This is a genomic window from Enterobacter sp. CRENT-193 (genome assembly GCF_002787395.1).
GTDB classification, from domain to species: Bacteria; Pseudomonadota; Gammaproteobacteria; order Enterobacterales; family Enterobacteriaceae; genus Enterobacter; species Enterobacter hormaechei_C.
Map to the genome: position 1 here is coordinate 2,823,906 of NZ_CP024812.1, position 16,800 is coordinate 2,840,705.

The following is a 16,800-nucleotide window of genomic DNA, read 5'->3' on the forward strand; positions in this document are numbered from 1 at the left end:
CTTACACTGCCGCGATAATCTTGATCTCAACCTTATATTCCGGTTTCATCAGCGTGGCCTGTACGGTGCAGCGTACAGGCGCGTGACCCGCCACCACCCACGCATCCCATGCTTTATTCATCGCCGCGAAATCGTCTTTATTCGCCAGAAAAATCGTCGCATCCAGAATGCGGGATTTGTCGCTGCCCTGTTTTTCCAGTACGGCGTCGATCTGCGCCAGGGTGTTGGCGGTCTGCTCGAAGGCGTCGGCGTCCAGATTGGCAGGGACGCCGGTGTAGTACAGCGTCTGGTTGTGGATCACCACATCAGACCAGCGGGCTTCGGCATCAATGCGCGTAATTGTCATAAACGTATCCTCGTTATCTTTCGTCGTCAGGCGGCAAGACTGCCATAATGTTCCGCCGTCGTCACTATTTGGGGTGGCACCGGAGAGAAGGGGCTGACATAATCCCTGTGCAAAAATACAGTGAGAGAACACCGTGGCAGACGATTTTTCCCCAGAGGGTCAGTTAGCACAGGCTATCCCCGGCTTTAAACCGCGCGAACCCCAACGTCAGATGGCGCATGCCGTTGCGCACGCTATCGACAAGGCGCAGCCGCTGGTCGTGGAGGCCGGTACCGGTACGGGGAAAACGTATGCTTACCTCGCTCCTGCGCTGCGGGCGAAAAAGAAGGTGATCATCTCTACGGGATCAAAAGCGCTCCAGGATCAGCTCTACAGCCGCGATTTACCCACGGTGGCGAAAGCGCTGAAATACAAAGGGCGTCTGGCCTTGCTGAAAGGGCGTTCTAACTACCTGTGTCTGGAGCGTCTTGAACAGCAGGCGCTGGCGGGCGGCGACCTGCCGGTACAAACCCTGAGCGATGTGATCGTCCTGCGCGCCTGGGCCAACCAGACGGAGGAGGGGGACATCAGCACCTGCGCGAGCGTGCCGGAAGACTCCCCGGCCTGGCCGCTGGTGACCAGCACCAATGACAACTGCCTCGGCAGCGACTGCCCGCTGTATAAAGACTGTTTTGTGGTGAAAGCGCGTAAAACCGCGATGGACGCCGACGTGGTGGTGGTGAACCATCACCTGTTTCTTGCGGATATGGTGGTCAAGGACAGTGGTTTCGGCGAGCTGATCCCGGAGGCGGAGGTGATGATCTTCGATGAAGCCCATCAGCTACCGGACATCGCCAGCCAGTATTTTGGGCAGTCGCTTTCCAGCCGTCAGCTTCAGGATCTGGCGAAAGATATTACCATTGCCTATCGCACCGAACTCAAAGATACCCAGCAGTTGCAGAAGTGCGCGGACCGCCTGGCGCAATGCGCACAGGATTTCCGCTTACAGCTTGGCGAGCCGGGCTATCGCGGCAACCTGCGCGAACTGCTCGCAGACAAAAATATCCAGCGCGCGCTGCTGCTGCTCGATGATGCCCTTGAACTCTGTTACGACGTGGCGAAGCTGTCCCGCGGACGTTCAGCGCTGCTGGACGCCGCCTTCGAGCGCGCCACGCTTTACCGTGGGCGGCTGAAGCGGCTGAAAGAGATCAACCAGCCGGGCTACAGCTACTGGTACGAATGTACCTCGCGCCACTTCACCCTGGCGCTCACGCCGCTGACCGTTGCTGATAAATTTAAAGAGGTGATGGCGCAAAAGCCCGGCACCTGGGTCTTTACCTCGGCCACGCTGTCGGTCAATGACGATCTGCACCACTTTACCGAGCGCCTCGGCATTGAGCAGGCGGAATCCCTGCTTCTGCCGAGCCCGTTCGACTATGAGAGACAGGCGCTGCTGTGCGTGCCGCGCAATCTGCCGCTGCCTAACCAGCCGGGCGCGGCGCGACATCTGGCGGCCATGCTGAAGCCGATGATCGAGGCCAACAACGGGCGCTGCTTTATGCTCTGCACCTCACACGCCATGATGCGCGATCTGGCCGAGCAGTTCCGCGCCACCATGACGCTACCGGTGCTGTTGCAGGGGGAGACCAGTAAAGGCCAGCTGCTCCAGCAGTTTGTCAGCGCCGGTAATGCCCTGCTGGTGGCGACCAGTAGTTTCTGGGAAGGGGTAGACGTGCGCGGCGACACGCTCTCGCTGGTGATTATCGATAAGCTGCCGTTTACATCGCCGGACGATCCGCTTCTGAAAGCGCGCATGGAGGACTGCCGTCTGCGCGGGGGCGATCCGTTCGACGACGTCCAGCTGCCGGACGCGGTCATCACGCTTAAACAGGGGGTAGGGCGACTGATCCGCGACGTCACCGATCGCGGGGTGCTGGTGATCTGCGACAACCGCCTGGTGATGCGTCCCTACGGCGCGACCTTCCTCGCCAGCCTGCCGCCCGCGCCGCGCACGCGGGATATTAAACGCGCGGTCCGCTTCCTGGCGAACCCGACGGCGGAGTAATTCTTCCCGGAGTGTGTTAAGATGCGCGCCATTTTGTGACTGACCATTGCGAGAGCGCGACGACTGATGCGAATTCTGGCTATTGATACCGCGACAGAGGCCTGTTCCGTTGCCCTGTGGAACGACGGTACGATTTTTGCTCATTTCGAAGAGTGCCCACGGGAACACACCCAACGTATTCTGCCCCTGGTAAAAACCATTTTAACCGAGGGCAACACCGCCCTGACTGACCTCGACGCGCTGGCCTACGGCCGTGGTCCGGGCAGCTTTACGGGCGTACGTATCGGGATTGGCATTGCGCAGGGGCTGGCGCTGGGCGCTGACCTGCCGATGATCGGCGTCTCCACGCTTGCGACCATGGCCCAGGGAGCATGGCGCATGACCGGCGCCACCCGCGTGCTGGCTGCGATTGATGCCCGCATGGGGGAAGTCTACTGGGCGGAGTACACCCGTGACGAAAACGGCGTCTGGCACGGCGAAGAGACGGAAGCGGTGCTTAAACCTGAAGCCGTCACCGGGCGCCTGAAACAGCTCTCCGGTGAGTGGGCGACGGTCGGAACCGGCTGGGCGGCGTGGCCGGAGATGGCGGAGGACACCGGCCTTACGCTGGTGGACGGTAACATGCTCCTGCCCGCCGCCGAAGATATGCTGCCGATTGCCTGTCAGCTGCTTGCCGCAGGAAAAACCGTGGCGGTTGAACACGCTGAACCGGTTTATTTACGAAACACCGTCGCGTGGAAGAAACTTCCTGGCCGCGAGTGAATCTCAGTAACAGGAACTGAGAAAAAGGAGTCGCATCATGGCGGTTCAGACTAAAGTTGTACGCTTTTTTATGGCAGGCGCGGTTGCCATAGCACTGAGCGGGTGCGTCACCGTTCCTGATGCGATCAAGGGCACCAGCCCGACGCCACAGCAGGATCTGGTACGCGTGATGAATGCCCCGGAGCTGTATGTCGGGCAGGAAGCACGGTTTGGCGGCAAGGTGGTTGAAGTGCTAAACCAGCAGGGGAAAACCCGGCTGGAGATTGCCACCGTTCCACTGGACGACGGCGCGCGGCCTGTTCTGGGTGAAGCCTCGCGCGGGCGGATCTACGCTGACGTCAGCGGCTTCCTCGATCCGGTAGATTTCCGCGGGCAGCTGGTGACCGTCGTCGGGCCAATTACCGGTTCGGTGGCGGGGAAAATCGGCAATACGCCATACAAATTTATGACCATGCAGGTGAACGGCTACAAACGCTGGCGTATCGCCCAGCAGGTGGTGATGCCGCCACAGCCAATCGATCCGTGGATGTGGGGACCGCATCCGTATCGTTACGGCTACGGTGGCTGGGGCTGGTACAATCCAGGCCCTGCACAGGTTCAAACAATAGTAACTGAGTAAGTTACTGTTATTGTTAGGAAAGAGACAGCGGCTCAGCCGCTGTCTCTGTTTTTTTACGGATAAAACGAAAAAAAAGAGTGACGCGCTTCGCAACCTGCAATCTGAACAATTAATAAACTGGTACGCTGAGTTAATATAATGTTAACAAACTGTTTATTATCGGGGCTGTGATGACGACGAACACTCATTTCAGAGGTGATGCATTGAAAAAGGTTTGGCTTAACCGTTATCCCGCGGATGTCCCTGCGGAGATCAATCCTGACCGTTATCAATCCCTGATTGAATTATTTGAACACTCGGTACGGCGCTACGCTGACCAGCCCGCGTTTGTGAATATGGGCGAAGTGATGACTTTCCGTAAGCTGGAAGAGCGCAGCCGGGCGTTTGCGGCCTATTTACAGGAAGGGTTGGGCTTGCAGAAAGGGGATCGCGTCGCGCTGATGATGCCAAACCTGCTGCAATACCCGGTGGCGCTGTTCGGCATCCTCAGGGCAGGGATGATCGTGGTTAACGTTAACCCGCTCTATACCCCGCGCGAGCTGGAACATCAGTTGAATGACAGCGGCGCGGCGGCGATTGTGATTGTCTCCAACTTTGCCCACACGCTGGAAAAAGTCGTTGAAAAAACTCAGGTTAAGCACGTCATCCTGACGCGCATGGGTGACCAGCTCTCTACCGCGAAAGGTACGCTGGTCAACTTTGTCGTTAAATACGTTAAGCGGCTGGTGCCGAAATACCACCTGCCGGATGCCATCTCCTTCCGCCGCGCCCTGCATGCGGGCTACCGGATGCAATACGTAAAGCCGGAGATCGTGTCCGAGGATCTGGCCTTCCTGCAATACACGGGCGGCACCACCGGCGTGGCGAAAGGGGCGATGCTGACCCACCGTAACATGCTGGCGAACCTTGAGCAGGTTAACGCCACCTACGGGCCGCTGCTGCACCCGGGCAAGGAGCTGGTGATCACCGCGCTTCCGCTGTATCACATTTTTGCGCTGACCATGAACTGCCTGCTGTTTATCGAGCTTGGCGGTCAAAACGTATTGATCACCAACCCGCGCGATATCCCGGGGCTGGTCAAAGAGCTGGCGAAATACCCGTTCACCGCCATGACCGGCGTGAACACCCTGTTTAACGCGCTGCTTAACAATAAAGAGTTCCAGCAGCTCGATTTCTCCACGCTGCACCTCTCCGCGGGCGGCGGGATGCCGGTTCAGCAGGCGGTTGCCGAGCGCTGGGTGAAACTCACCGGGCAGTATCTGCTGGAAGGCTATGGCCTGACGGAGTGCGCCCCGCTGGTCAGCGTTAACCCGCATGACATCGACTACCACAGCGGCAGTATCGGTCTGCCGGTCCCGTCGACGGAAGCAAAACTGGTAGATGATGAGGATAACGAAGTGCCTCACGGTGAGCCAGGGGAGCTATGCGTCAGAGGGCCGCAGGTGATGCTGGGCTACTGGCAACGTCCGGATGCCACGGATGAGATCATCAAAGACGGCTGGCTGCACACGGGCGACATCGCGGTGATGGATGACGAAGGCTTCCTGCGCATCGTCGATCGCAAGAAAGACATGATCCTGGTGTCAGGGTTTAACGTCTATCCGAACGAAATCGAAGACGTGGTGATGCAGCACAGCGGCGTGCTGGAAGTGGCGGCGGTGGGCGTTCCTTCCGGCAGCAGCGGTGAAGCGGTGAAGATATTTGTGGTCAAGAAAGATCCTTCTCTGACCGAGGATGCGCTGATAACGTTCTGTCGCCGTCAGCTGACGGGCTATAAAGTGCCGAAGCTGGTGGAATTCCGGGATGAGCTGCCGAAATCCAACGTCGGGAAGATATTACGACGAGAATTACGTGACGAAGCCCGTGCCAAAGTGGACAATAAGGCCTGAGCTTCACGTTAATCGCCCAGACGCCGGTTAAGCCGGCGTTTTTTATGGGCGCAAACAAAAGAGAGTCCGATTTGAATTACCAGATGATCACTACCAACGACGAGCTGGCTTCGCTGTGCGAGGTGACGCGTGAATTTCCCGCTATCGCCCTGGATACGGAATTTGTCCGCACCCGAACGTACTATCCGCAGCTGGGTCTGATTCAGATGTATGACGGCAAACACGTGTCATTGATTGACCCCCTCGGCATTACCGACTGGGCGCCAATGCGCGAGCTGTTGCTGGATACCGCCGTGACCAAATATCTGCACGCGGGCAGTGAAGATCTGGAAGTCTTTCTCAACACTTTTGGCATCATGCCGCAGCCGCTGATTGATACCCAGATCCTCGCGGCGTTCAGCGGTCGTCCGCTCTCCTGGGGCTTCGCCGCGATGGTGGAAGAGTACACCGGTCTGACGCTGGATAAGAGCGAATCGCGTACCGACTGGCTCGCGCGTCCCCTAACGGCGCGTCAGCTTGAATACGCCGCGGCAGACGTCTTTTACCTTCTTCCAATTGCCGGCCAGCTTATGAAAGAAGCTGAGGCGTCCGGCTGGCTGTCTGCCGCACTGGACGAGTGCCGCATGACGCAGCAGCGTCGTCAGGAAGTGGTTGATCCGAAAGAGGCCTGGCGTGACATCACCAACGCCTGGCAGCTGCGCACCCGCCAGCTGGCCTGTCTGCAACTGCTGGCTGACTGGCGTCTGCGTAAAGCACGTGAGCGCGATCTGGCGGTTAACTTCGTGGTGCGTGAAGAACACCTGTGGGCGGTGGCGCGCTATATGCCGGGTAGCCTTGGCGAACTGGACAGCATTGGCCTTTCCGGGAGTGAGATCCGTTTCCACGGTAAAACGCTGCTCGCGCTGGTAGAGAAAGCTCAGCAGCTGCCGGAGGACGCACTGCCAGAACCACTGCTTAACCTGATGGATATGCCGGGCTACCGCAAGGCGTTCAAAGATATCAAAGCGCTGGTGCAGACGGTGGCGGGGGAAAGCAAACTGAGTGCCGAACTGCTGGCTTCACGTCGTCAGATTAACCAGCTGCTGAACTGGCACTGGAAGTTGAAACCGCAAAATGGTTTACCGGAGCTGGTCGCCGGATGGCGGGGGGAACTGATGGCCGAACGCCTGAATACCCTGCTGGAAGGGTATCCGCGCTAAAGAATTGTAGCCCCGGTAAGCGCAGCGCCACCGGGGAAATTGCCGGGTGGCGCGTTGCTTGCCCGGCCTACAAAACCACAACCGGATTAACGCGACTCTTCCGCTTCCGGAAGCGTGACGTTCAGCTCCAGAATCGAAATATCCCCGTCTTTTTGCTCCAGCTGAACGGTGACCATTTCCGGGTCAATCTGCACGTATTTGCAGATCACTTCCAGAATGTCTTTGCGCAGCTGCGGCAGGTAGTGCGGTTCGGCGTCGCTACGACGACGTTCCGCCACAATGATTTGCAGACGTTCTTTTGCGATGTTGGCGGTGCTTTTTTTCCGCGAGAGAAAAAAGTCCAGTAATGCCATAACTTATCCTCCGAACAGGCGTTTGAGGAAACCTTTCTTCTCTTCTTCAATGAAGCGGAAAGGACGTTCTTCTCCCAGCAGACGGTCAACGGTATCCGCATACGCTTTACCCGCGTCTGCCTGTGTATCCAGGATCACGGGCTCGCCCTGGTTAGAGGCGCGCAACACGGACTGATCTTCCGGGATCACGCCAACCAGTTTGATGCGCAGGATCTCCAGCACGTCTTCCATGCTCAGCATGTCACCTTTGTTCACCCGGCCCGGGTTGTAGCGGGTCAGCAGCAGGTGCTCTTTGATTGGCTCCTGGCCATTTTCCGCGCGACGGGATTTCGAGGCCAGAATGCCGAGAATACGATCGGAATCACGTACTGACGAGACCTCCGGGTTGGTGGTGATGATGGCTTCATCCGCGAAGTAGAGCGCCATCAGCGCGCCGGTTTCGATACCGGCCGGGGAGTCGCAGACCACGAAGTCGAACTCCATCTTTTTCAGATCGTCGAGCACCTTTTCCACGCCTTCGCGGGTCAGGGCGTCTTTATCACGGGTCTGGGACGCCGGAAGAATGTAGAGGTTCTCGGTACGCTTATCTTTAATCAGCGCCTGGTTAAGGGTGGCATCGCCCTGAATGACGTTCACGAAGTCATACACCACGCGACGCTCGCAACCCATGATCAGGTCCAGGTTACGCAGACCGATATCGAAGTCGATTACGACGGTTTTCTTTCCCTTCTGGGCCAAACCAGTAGCGATGGCCGCGCTGGAGGTGGTCTTGCCAACGCCTCCTTTACCCGAAGTCACAACAATAATGCGTGCCATAGAAATTCCTTGTTAAAAGGGATCAATTTAACGGTTGAACGGTCAAAGCGTTATCTGCCAGTTGCAGACGGGCCGCTTTGCCATAAAATTCGGCTGGGATTTTATCGCTCAGCCAATATTCACCTGCGATAGACACCAGTTCTGCCGTCAGGTGAGTACAAAAAATTTGTGCTTCTCGATCGCCGCTGGCGCCCGCAAGCGCACGTCCACGCATCATACCGTAAACGTGAATATTGCCATCTGCAATCAGTTCAGCGCCCGCACTGACGTGGCTTGTAACAATCAGATCACAGTTTGGCGCATAAATGCGCTGACCGGAACGAACCGGCAGATCAATCAATCGCGTTTTTGTGACTGGGGCTACATTTTGCGCCGGAGGCGGGGGAGCGGGAACGGTTGCAGGCGTTGCACGTGGGGCTTTTTCTTTGCCCTCGTTTAACAAGGGCAAACCCGCGCGTTCAATTTCGGCTTTTAACTCTGCGTCTTTGCAGCCGCTAATGCCCACGATGCGCAACCCCGTGGAGGCGACGGCCTGCTGGAGCCGCTTCCAGTTAATCGGCCCCTCAAGGTCGCTTACATTGACGACGACAGGAGCATGCTTAAGAAAAGCGGGAGCCTGCGCGATTTTGTCTTCTAACGCCTGACGAATAACCTCGGGTTTTGCATCATGCAAATGAACCACTGATAAGGTGAAGCTACTGCCTTTAAGCTCGATGGGCGTATTTGACATCCTGGCCTTACTCAATTTGCTATTAACCGCAACACATCGCCGCGATATTCCGAAGAGTATCAGGCATGTTATAGTCAGGAGTATATTGAGGCAAGCAACCACCCGTTAATTCAGAGTAAAAACATGTTTTGTGTGATCTACAGAAGTACCAGCCGCGACCAGACCTACCTTTATGTCGAAAAGAAAGACGATTTTTCCCGCGTGCCTGAAGAATTAATGAAAAGCTTTGGCCGACCGCAGCTGGCGATGCTGCTGCCGCTGGACGGCCGTAAGAAGCTGGTGAACGCCGATCTGGAGAAAGTCAAAAAGGCGTTAACCGAGCAGGGCTATTATTTACAGCTTCCGCCGCCACCGGAGAATTTATTAAAACAGCATCTTGAGGTGAGCGGAAAGAAATAAGCCCGGGTCCTTCCGGGAACAACTCATCAACCGATTGGGGTCGACCATGTATCAACATCATAACTGGCAAGGTGCATTACTGGATTATCCCGTCAGCAAAGTGGTCTGCGTGGGCAGCAACTATGCAAAACATATTCAGGAGATGGGCAGCGCCGTGCCGGAAGAGCCGGTTCTGTTTATTAAGCCAGAAACCGCACTGTGCGATATTCGCCAGCCGCTGGTTCTGCCGCAGGGACTGGGCTCGGTGCATCATGAAGTGGAGCTGGCGGTGCTGATCGGCGCGACGCTGCGCCAGGCGACCGAAGAGCATGTAGAGAAAGCGATTGCGGGTTACGGTGTCGCGCTTGACCTGACGCTGCGTGATGTTCAGGGCAAAATGAAGAAAGCGGGGCAGCCGTGGGAAAAAGCGAAGGGTTTTGATAATTCATGCCCGATTTCCGGTTTCATTCCGGTGAGTGAATTTACCGACGATCCGCAGAACACGCCGCTCAGCCTGAAGGTCAACGGCGAGATCCGCCAGCAGGGAACGACCGCTGACATGATCCATAAGATCGTTCCGCTGATTGCCTACATGAGCCGCTTCTTCACCCTGAAACCTGGCGACGTGATCCTCACCGGCACTCCGGAAGGTGTGGGGCCGCTGCTTAGCGGCGACGAACTGGATGTCAGTTTTAACGGCCTGTCGCTGAAAACCCGCGTGCTGTAAAAGCACCTTGCCGCCTGAAAAGGGCGGCAAAACTTGCATCAACGTGCCAGACTCGTTATAAGGTGCGCTCTATTTTGACGTGTGGACATCCCGATGAACGACATTCCTTTCTGGCAAAGCAAAACTCTCGACGACATGACCGACGCGGAGTGGGAATCGTTGTGTGACGGCTGCGGGCAGTGCTGCCTGCATAAGCTGATGGATGAAGATTCGGACGAGATCTATTTCACCAACGTAGCCTGCAAGCAGTTAAACATCAAAACCTGCCAGTGCCGCAACTATGAGCGCCGTTTCGAATATGAGCCGGACTGCATCAAGTTAACCCGTGAAAATCTACCGACCTTTGAGTGGCTGCCGCATACCTGCGCGTATCGCCTGCTGGCGGAAGGGAAAGATCTGCCCACATGGCATCCGCTGTTGACGGGGTCGAAAGCGGCGATGCACGGCGAACGTATTTCCGTGCGCCACATTGCGGTGAAAGAGTCCGAGGTGCGGGACTGGGAAGACCACATTATGAATCACCCTAATCGGTGATAATAAAAAACCCGCCGAGGCGGGTTTTTTATTGTTCACAATTGTGTCGAGTGGCGCTGCGCTTACCCGACCTGCAAAACTGACGTTGCCGTTCTGCTTTTACCTTCCAAAAAGATCGCGTTTCTTTGGTTTGAACGGCTGGGCAATCAGCACCAGCAGCGCCACCACAAAGTAGGCGACAAAAATGCCCACCAGCCACTGCGGCATCTCCAGCGTCAGGAATTCCCACTGGCGTACAGAGCAGTCACCGGAGGCCACAAACACCTGCGGCAGCCATTTATCCAGCGGCAGCCAGCTCGGGAAGCGGGCGGCAAAATCGCAGGTCATAAACGGCGACGGGTGAAGCTGCATTTGGGTGTGCTCCCAGGCAAGCGCAATGCCTTTCCCGGCGCTGTACAGCCAGATGGCAATTGCCGCATAGCGTAACGGTGATTTGGGTGCAATCGCACCTACCAGACCCGCGCCCATAATGCCGAACAGCGCACAACGCTCATAAATACACAGTACGCAAGGTTTCAGCCCCATCACATGCTGAAACCACAGCGCGACCATTTCCAGCGCAAAGGCGGTCAGGGCCATCAACAACCACGCTCCGCGACCGCGTGAGCACTGGTTCAAAAATCGCAACATAATCATTTCCCTGGAACATGCTTAGACAGCGCAGTGTAAACGAATTTTAATGCGCCGCAAGTATACCTGCTTGCAATAACCATTGCGTACAGGGAACGAGAGTAATTTTGATGCACAGTAAACCAACCAGGGTAAGCACCAGCGTATACGGCAGCGCCATCCAGACCATTCTTCCATAAGAAAGTCGTATGAGTGGCGCCAGCGCCGAGGTCAGCAGGAAGAGGAATGCCGCCTGACCGTTCGGGGTTGCCACGGAGGGGAGGTTGGTTCCGGTGTTGATCGCCACCGCCAGCAGCTCGAACTGTTCACTGCTGACAATCCCTTGCTCCATCGCGGCTTTGGCCTCATTGATGTATACCGTCCCGACAAAGACGTTATCGGATATAGAGGACAACAGACCGTTAAACAAATAGAACAGCGTTAGCTGCGAATCTGGCGTGGCCTGAAGCACAAACGCGATGATCGGCGCGAACAGATGTTGGTCAATAATCACCGCCACGACGGCAAAAAACACCGCCAGCAGGGCGGTAAACGGCAGCGCTTCGGTAAAGGCTTTTCCGATAGCATGTTCGTCCGTAACGCCGCCCAGGCTGGTTGCAAGGATAATTACCGACAGGCCAATCAGCCCCACCTCGGCAAGGTGGAAGGCCAGCGCAGCGATAAGCCACACGCCGATGAAGCCCTGTGCAATCAGGCGCAGCGTCTCCTGGCGCGTGCGTTGTTTGCGGCTCTGCTCGTCAAACTTATGCAGCTCCTGGCGGACCTGATCGGGCAACGTCGCGCCATACCCAAAGAGGTTGAATTTTTCGACCAGCACACAGGTGGCTAACCCGCAGACCAGCACGGGTACGCTGACCGGCGCCATGCGCAGGAAAAATTCGCCAAAATGCCACTCAGCTGCTTTGGCGATAATCAGGTTTTGCGGCTCCCCGACCATGGTCATCACGCCGCCCAGCGCCGTCCCCACGCCTGCATGCATCATCAGGCTGCGCAGAAATGCGCGGAACTGTTCCAGCACATCGCGGTTGTGCGCCTCAACGTGGCTGTCGTCCTGCAAGTTATCGCCAGGACGAGACGAGGCCACCCGGTGGTAAATCCCGTAAAAGCCGACGGCGACGCTGATCACTACCGCCACGACCGTCAGCGCATCCAGGAAGGCAGAGAGGAAGGCTGCGGCGAGGCAAAACGCCAGCGAGAGCAGCGTTTTCGACGGAATGCTCAGCAGCAAACGGGTGAAGATAAACAGCAGAAGCTGCTTCATAAAGTAGATCCCCGCCACCATGAAGATCAGCAGCAGCAGGACTTCAAGATTCGACGCTATCTCGTTTTTAACATGCTCCGCGCTGGTCATTCCAATGACCACGGCTTCCAGCGCCAGCAGCCCGCCGGGCAACAGCGGATAGCACTTCAGCGCCATCGCCAGGGTAAAGATAAACTCGGCGACCAACATCCACCCGGCAACGAAGGGATCCAGCAAAAAGATACCGGGATTAACGACCAGGAATACCAGTAAAGTGAGTTTGTACCAGTCAGGTGACTGACCTAAAAAGTTGCGCCACAGCGCGCGCCCAAATGAAATTTCCACGACAGACGTCCTTTCCCCGTCAAATAAGACAAGACATCAGTATACGCAAAAATGGCGGCAGAGCGGGGGATTAAGCCATTTGTAAATTTCATAAAAATGAAACGGCGATCCCTCTTTTCTGTCTCTGCTGCGCTATCTGCCTCTGCACGCCTCTGGTATGATGAGTGTAATTTGCTAAAGCTGTGTAATGGAAATCTCACTATGGTCATTAAGGCGCAGAGCCCGGCGGGTTTCGCGGAAGAGTACATCATTGAAAGCATCTGGAATAATCGTTTCCCTGCGGGATCAATTCTACCTGCTGAACGCGAACTCTCTGAACTGATTGGCGTCACCCGTACCACGCTGCGAGAAGTGCTCCAGCGTCTGGCGCGCGATGGCTGGTTGACGATACAGCATGGCAAACCCACTAAAGTGAATAACTTCTGGGAAACGTCCGGGCTGAACATTCTGGAAACGCTGGCGCGTCTCGATCACGAAAGCGTACCGCAGCTGATTGATAATCTGCTTTCCGTGCGCACCAACATCGCCACCATTTTCATCCGCACCGCGTTTCGCCAGCACCCTGAAGATGCGCTGAAGGTACTTGCTACCGCCAATGAGGTGGAAGACCACGCGGATGCCTTTGCGACCCTGGATTACAACGTGTTCCGTGGTCTGGCGTTTGCTTCCGGCAATCCGGTTTACGGTCTGATCCTGAATGGAATGAAAGGGTTATATACGCGCATTGGTCGTCACTACTTTGCTAACCCTGAAGCCCGCAGTCTGGCGCTCGGCTTCTATCATAAACTGAGTAAACTCTGCACCGAAGGGCTGCACGATCAGGTCTATGAAACCGTGCGTCGTTACGGCCACGACTCCGGTGAAATCTGGCACCGGATGCAGAAAACGCTGCCGGGTGATTTAGCGATTCAGGGCCGGTAAAAGAAAAAACCTCTCGATTGAGAGGTTTTTTTTCGCCGGGTGGCGCTACGCTTACCGGGCCTACAGGTCCCGTAGGCCCGGTAAGCGTAGCGCCACCGGGCAAAAAATCCCACTACAGCGTATTCAACCGCGCCGGACACCGCTCCAGCAGCTCCACGCTGCCATCTTCGTTCTGCTGCTCCAGCAAGACGTCAAATCCCCACAGGCGATGCACATGCTTCAGCACTTCCTTACGCCCCTTATCCAGCGGCGCGCGGTTGTGCGGAATATAGCGCAACGTCAGAGAGCGATCGCCGCGCAGATCCACGTTCCACACCTGAATGTTCGGCTCAAGATTACTCAGATTGTACTGGGACGACAGGCGCGAGCGGATCTCGCGATAGCCCTCTTCGTTGTGGATCGCGGAGATCTCCAGGAAGTTGTTGCGGTCATCATCCAGTACGGTGAAGAAGCGGAAATCACGCATGATCTTCGGCGACATGAACTGGCTGATAAAGCTCTCATCCTTAAAATCACGCATCGCGAAGTGCAGCGTTTCCAGCCAGTCGGAACCGGCAATATCCGGGAACCAGTATTTGTCCTCTTCGGTGGGCGACTGACAAATACGCTTGATATCCTGGAACATGGCAAAGCCGAGCGCGTACGGGTTAATACCGCTGTACCACGGGCTGTTATATGCCGGCTGGAACACCACGTTGGTGTGGCTGTGCAGGAACTCCATCATAAACCGTTCAGAGACTTTTCCCTCGTCATACAGGTGGTTCAGAATGGTGTAGTGCCAGAAGGTCGCCCAGCCTTCGTTCATGACCTGGGTCTGCTTCTGCGGATAGAAATACTGGCTCACCTTGCGCACGATGCGCAGGATCTCACGCTGCCAGGGCTCCAGCAGTGGGGCGTTTTTCTCCATAAAGTAGAGCAGGTTTTCCTGCGGCTCGGAAGGGTAGCGACGCGCCTCGGCGACGGTTTTCTCCTCTTCACGTTTTGGCAGGGTGCGCCACAGCATATTCACCTGGCTTTGCAGATACTCCTCGCGGCTCTTCTGCCGGGCTTTCTCCTCCTGCAAGGAGATCTTCTGCGGACGCTTATAGCGGTCAACGCCGTAGTTCATCAGCGCGTGGCAGGAGTCCAGCAGTTTCTCCACTTCGTCCACGCCGTAGCGCTCTTCGCAGTCGGTAATGTAGTTACGGGCGAAGATGAGGTAATCAACGATGGAGCTGGCGTCCGTCCAGCTGCGGAACAGATAGTTATTTTTGAAGAACGAGTTATGTCCATAGCAGGCGTGCGCCATCACCAGCGCCTGCATGGTAATGGTGTTCTCCTCCATCAGATAGGCAATACACGGGTTAGAGTTAATGACGATTTCATACGCCAATCCCTGCTGCCCGTGCTTATACAGCCGCTCTGTCTCAATGAATTTTTTACCAAACGACCAGTGCGGATAGTTAATCGGCATCCCGACGCTGGAGTAAGCGTCCATCATCTGTTCCGAGGTGATGACTTCAATCTGATGGGGGTAGGTATCCAGACGATAGAGTTTGGCCACCCGGTCGATCTCCGCCAGGTAGACATCCAGCAACTCGAAGGTCCAGTCGGGTCCATCGCTCAGACGGGTGCTGTCCCTGGACATGGAATCTAGTGTAGCCATTAGCGCGCCCTCGTTGTTGGTCGCTCTCTCTGACTGGAGAGCCTCCTTTCAAGCATAGATCACCCCATTCAAATACGCGGGGCGCAGAAATTTTTTCTTTGCGATTTCACGTTTTCGATACGGCAAAAAAAGCGGTGCTCACAGAATTTTCTACTGGTTAAAAATAACGCGCAGCAGGAGATCCCAAATAAGCGCTATCCCCTGATACAGCGGGATATGTGAGTTGAGTCACCATAAAAAAGTCATATGTTGAATAATATTTTCAACTAGGTTATCAATCTGTAATTAGATGATTGTTCTTTTGCTCATAATGGAGTGGCTATGCGTGTTGTCATACTGGGAAGTGGTGTCGTTGGCGTAACCAGCGCCTGGTATTTAAGTCAGGCGGGACATGAGGTTACCGTTGTCGATCGCGAATCCGGTCCGGCGCTGGAAACCAGTGCGGCGAATGCGGGGCAAATCTCCCCGGGCTACGCTGCGCCGTGGGCGGCCCCGGGCGTTCCGCTGAAGGCGATCAAATGGATGTTTCAGCGACATGCGCCGCTGGCGATCAGCCTCGACGGCACGCAGTTCCAGCTTAAGTGGATGTGGCAGATGCTGCGCAACTGCGACACCCGCCACTATATGGAAAACAAAGGGCGCATGGTGCGTCTGGCGGAATACAGCCGCGACTGCCTGAAGGCGCTGCGTGCCTCAACGGGCATTGAATATGAAGGACGCCAGGGCGGCACGCTTCAGCTGTTCCGTACCGCGCAACAGTACGAAAACGCGACCCGCGATATCGCCGTGCTTGAAGATGCGGGCGTACCGTATCAGCTGCTGGAAGCCAGCCAGCTGGCGCAGGTGGAGCCAGCGCTTGCCGAGGTCGCGCACAAGCTGACGGGCGGTCTGCGTTTACCGAACGATGAAACCGGCGACTGCCAGCTTTTCACCCAGCGTCTGGCGCGCATGTGTGAGCAGGCCGGGGTGAAATTCCGCTTCAATACTTCTGTCGACAAACTGCTGTCGGAAGGGGAGAAGATTTACGGCGTGAAGTGTGGGGAAGAGGTAATCAAAGCCGATGCCTACGTGATGGCGTTTGGCTCCTACTCAACCGCGATGCTGAAAGGGATCCTGGATATCCCTGTCTATCCGCTGAAAGGCTACTCCCTGACCATTCCTGTGAAAGAGGACAGCGGTGCGCCGGTCTCGACCATTCTTGATGAAACCTACAAAATCGCCATCACCCGCTTCGATAACCGGATCCGCGTCGGCGGCATGGCGGAAATCGTGGGCTTTAATACTGAGCTGCTTAAACCGCGTCGTGAAACGCTGGAGATGGTCGTGGGCGATCTCTTCCCGCGCGGCGGCTTCATTGAGCAGGCGACGTTCTGGACCGGCCTGCGCCCAATGACCCCGGACGGCACGCCGATTGTGGGCCGTACGCCATACAAAAATTTGTGGACCAACACCGGCCACGGCACGCTTGGCTGGACCATGGCCTGCGGTTCGGGCCAGCTGCTGAGCGACCTGATCTCCGGGCGGACGCCGGCAATTCCGTTTGACGATTTGAGCGCCGCACGCTATCAATCAGGGTTTACCCCATCGCGTCCACAACACCTGCACGGCGCGCATAATTAAGG

The 16,800-nt window shown here is 56.3% G+C and carries 17 protein-coding genes; 10 read left to right on the top strand and 7 right to left on the bottom strand.

What is annotated here, in order from left to right; translation table 11 throughout:
* Position 1 precedes the first annotated feature (1 nt).
* The gene (locus CU081_RS14135; protein WP_003859927.1) at positions 2-346 is read right to left on the bottom strand and encodes a RidA family protein; all 345 of its coding nucleotides are present in this window, start codon (positions 344-346) and stop codon (positions 2-4) included.
* Positions 347-479: 133 nt separating this feature from the next.
* On the opposite strand from CU081_RS14135, the gene CU081_RS14140 reads away from it, so the two are divergent.
* The 5 genes from CU081_RS14140 (at position 480) to rnd (ending at position 6,859) form a co-directional block, all read left to right on the top strand.
* Positions 480-2,390, top strand: coding sequence for an ATP-dependent DNA helicase (locus CU081_RS14140; protein WP_022651431.1), 1,911 nt, complete (start codon positions 480-482; stop codon positions 2,388-2,390).
* A 66-nt stretch (positions 2,391-2,456) separates the two neighbouring features.
* Complete coding sequence (tsaB, locus tag CU081_RS14145; protein WP_003859930.1) at positions 2,457-3,152, top strand: tRNA (adenosine(37)-N6)-threonylcarbamoyltransferase complex dimerization subunit type 1 TsaB; 696 nt, start codon at positions 2,457-2,459, stop codon at positions 3,150-3,152.
* 37 nt (positions 3,153-3,189) lie between these two features.
* Positions 3,190-3,771: a Slp family lipoprotein gene (locus tag CU081_RS14150; RefSeq protein ID WP_003859931.1), complete on the top strand. Its 582-nt coding sequence runs from the start codon at positions 3,190-3,192 to the stop codon at positions 3,769-3,771.
* A gap of 203 nt (positions 3,772-3,974) precedes the next feature.
* On the top strand, positions 3,975-5,660 hold the full coding sequence (fadD, locus tag CU081_RS14155) for a long-chain-fatty-acid--CoA ligase FadD (protein WP_003859933.1): 1,686 nt from the start codon (positions 3,975-3,977) through the stop codon (positions 5,658-5,660).
* A gap of 83 nt (positions 5,661-5,743) precedes the next feature.
* Positions 5,744-6,859 carry a ribonuclease D gene (gene rnd, locus CU081_RS14160; RefSeq protein WP_122959317.1) on the top strand — a complete coding sequence of 372 codons (1,116 nt, stop codon included), beginning with the start codon at positions 5,744-5,746 and terminating at the stop codon, positions 6,857-6,859.
* An 86-nt stretch (positions 6,860-6,945) separates the two neighbouring features.
* Here the strand turns inward: rnd and minE are convergent, their stop codons facing one another.
* From minE to minC, 3 genes are read right to left on the bottom strand one after another with little or no spacing between them, the layout of a single operon-like run.
* The gene (minE, locus tag CU081_RS14165) at positions 6,946-7,212 is read right to left on the bottom strand and encodes a cell division topological specificity factor MinE (RefSeq protein WP_003859937.1); all 267 of its coding nucleotides are present in this window, start codon (positions 7,210-7,212) and stop codon (positions 6,946-6,948) included.
* Between the two features lie 3 nt (positions 7,213-7,215).
* The gene (gene minD / locus CU081_RS14170; RefSeq protein WP_003859938.1) at positions 7,216-8,028 is read right to left on the bottom strand and encodes a septum site-determining protein MinD; all 813 of its coding nucleotides are present in this window, start codon (positions 8,026-8,028) and stop codon (positions 7,216-7,218) included.
* A gap of 22 nt (positions 8,029-8,050) precedes the next feature.
* Positions 8,051-8,758, bottom strand: a complete 708-nt coding sequence (gene minC, locus CU081_RS14175) for a septum site-determining protein MinC (protein ID WP_022651428.1) — start codon at positions 8,756-8,758, stop codon at positions 8,051-8,053.
* Between the two features lie 123 nt (positions 8,759-8,881).
* On the opposite strand from minC, the gene CU081_RS14180 reads away from it, so the two are divergent.
* The 3 genes from CU081_RS14180 (at position 8,882) to CU081_RS14190 (ending at position 10,397) form a co-directional block, all read left to right on the top strand.
* The gene (locus CU081_RS14180; RefSeq protein WP_006810982.1) at positions 8,882-9,157 is read left to right on the top strand and encodes a YcgL domain-containing protein; all 276 of its coding nucleotides are present in this window, start codon (positions 8,882-8,884) and stop codon (positions 9,155-9,157) included.
* A 46-nt stretch (positions 9,158-9,203) separates the two neighbouring features.
* A complete protein-coding gene (locus CU081_RS14185) occupies positions 9,204-9,863 on the top strand; it encodes a fumarylacetoacetate hydrolase family protein (protein ID WP_003859945.1) in 660 nt (219 codons plus the stop codon).
* A gap of 93 nt (positions 9,864-9,956) precedes the next feature.
* Complete coding sequence (locus CU081_RS14190) at positions 9,957-10,397, top strand: YcgN family cysteine cluster protein (RefSeq protein ID WP_015570314.1); 441 nt, start codon at positions 9,957-9,959, stop codon at positions 10,395-10,397.
* A 99-nt stretch (positions 10,398-10,496) separates the two neighbouring features.
* Here the strand turns inward: CU081_RS14190 and dsbB are convergent, their stop codons facing one another.
* Positions 10,497-11,027 carry a disulfide bond formation protein DsbB gene (gene dsbB / locus CU081_RS14195; RefSeq protein WP_017693268.1) on the bottom strand — a complete coding sequence of 177 codons (531 nt, stop codon included), beginning with the start codon at positions 11,025-11,027 and terminating at the stop codon, positions 10,497-10,499.
* Positions 11,028-11,073: 46 nt separating this feature from the next.
* On the bottom strand, positions 11,074-12,612 hold the full coding sequence (nhaB, locus tag CU081_RS14200; RefSeq protein WP_022651426.1) for a Na(+)/H(+) antiporter NhaB: 1,539 nt from the start codon (positions 12,610-12,612) through the stop codon (positions 11,074-11,076).
* Between the two features lie 201 nt (positions 12,613-12,813).
* On the opposite strand from nhaB, the gene fadR reads away from it, so the two are divergent.
* Positions 12,814-13,533: a fatty acid metabolism transcriptional regulator FadR gene (gene fadR, locus CU081_RS14205; protein ID WP_003859951.1), complete on the top strand. Its 720-nt coding sequence runs from the start codon at positions 12,814-12,816 to the stop codon at positions 13,531-13,533.
* A gap of 112 nt (positions 13,534-13,645) precedes the next feature.
* Here fadR and CU081_RS14210 read toward each other — a convergent pair whose 3' ends face one another.
* Positions 13,646-15,178 carry a SpoVR family protein gene (locus CU081_RS14210; RefSeq protein ID WP_022651425.1) on the bottom strand — a complete coding sequence of 511 codons (1,533 nt, stop codon included), beginning with the start codon at positions 15,176-15,178 and terminating at the stop codon, positions 13,646-13,648.
* Positions 15,179-15,499: 321 nt separating this feature from the next.
* Between CU081_RS14210 and CU081_RS14215 the strand changes: the two genes are divergently transcribed.
* Positions 15,500-16,798: a D-amino acid dehydrogenase gene (locus tag CU081_RS14215; RefSeq protein WP_022651424.1), complete on the top strand. Its 1,299-nt coding sequence runs from the start codon at positions 15,500-15,502 to the stop codon at positions 16,796-16,798.
* Positions 16,799-16,800 lie beyond the last annotated feature (2 nt).

Coding starts and splice junctions, on each gene's coding strand:
- minD (WP_003859938.1), bottom strand. CDS start 8,028: ATGGCACGCATTATTGTTGTGACTTCGGGTAAAGGAGGCGTTGGCAAG.
- CU081_RS14210 (WP_022651425.1), bottom strand. CDS start 15,178: ATGGCTACACTAGATTCCATGTCCAGGGACAGCACCCGTCTGAGCGAT.
- fadR (WP_003859951.1), top strand. CDS start 12,814: ATGGTCATTAAGGCGCAGAGCCCGGCGGGTTTCGCGGAAGAGTACATC.
- CU081_RS14150 (WP_003859931.1), top strand. CDS start 3,190: ATGGCGGTTCAGACTAAAGTTGTACGCTTTTTTATGGCAGGCGCGGTT.
- CU081_RS14190 (WP_015570314.1), top strand. CDS start 9,957: ATGAACGACATTCCTTTCTGGCAAAGCAAAACTCTCGACGACATGACC.
- CU081_RS14180 (WP_006810982.1), top strand. CDS start 8,882: ATGTTTTGTGTGATCTACAGAAGTACCAGCCGCGACCAGACCTACCTT.
- dsbB (WP_017693268.1), bottom strand. CDS start 11,027: ATGTTGCGATTTTTGAACCAGTGCTCACGCGGTCGCGGAGCGTGGTTG.
- tsaB (WP_003859930.1), top strand. CDS start 2,457: ATGCGAATTCTGGCTATTGATACCGCGACAGAGGCCTGTTCCGTTGCC.
- CU081_RS14135 (WP_003859927.1), bottom strand. CDS start 346: ATGACAATTACGCGCATTGATGCCGAAGCCCGCTGGTCTGATGTGGTG.
- minC (WP_022651428.1), bottom strand. CDS start 8,758: ATGTCAAATACGCCCATCGAGCTTAAAGGCAGTAGCTTCACCTTATCA.
- CU081_RS14185 (WP_003859945.1), top strand. CDS start 9,204: ATGTATCAACATCATAACTGGCAAGGTGCATTACTGGATTATCCCGTC.
- rnd (WP_122959317.1), top strand. CDS start 5,744: ATGATCACTACCAACGACGAGCTGGCTTCGCTGTGCGAGGTGACGCGT.
- CU081_RS14215 (WP_022651424.1), top strand. CDS start 15,500: ATGCGTGTTGTCATACTGGGAAGTGGTGTCGTTGGCGTAACCAGCGCC.
- minE (WP_003859937.1), bottom strand. CDS start 7,212: ATGGCATTACTGGACTTTTTTCTCTCGCGGAAAAAAAGCACCGCCAAC.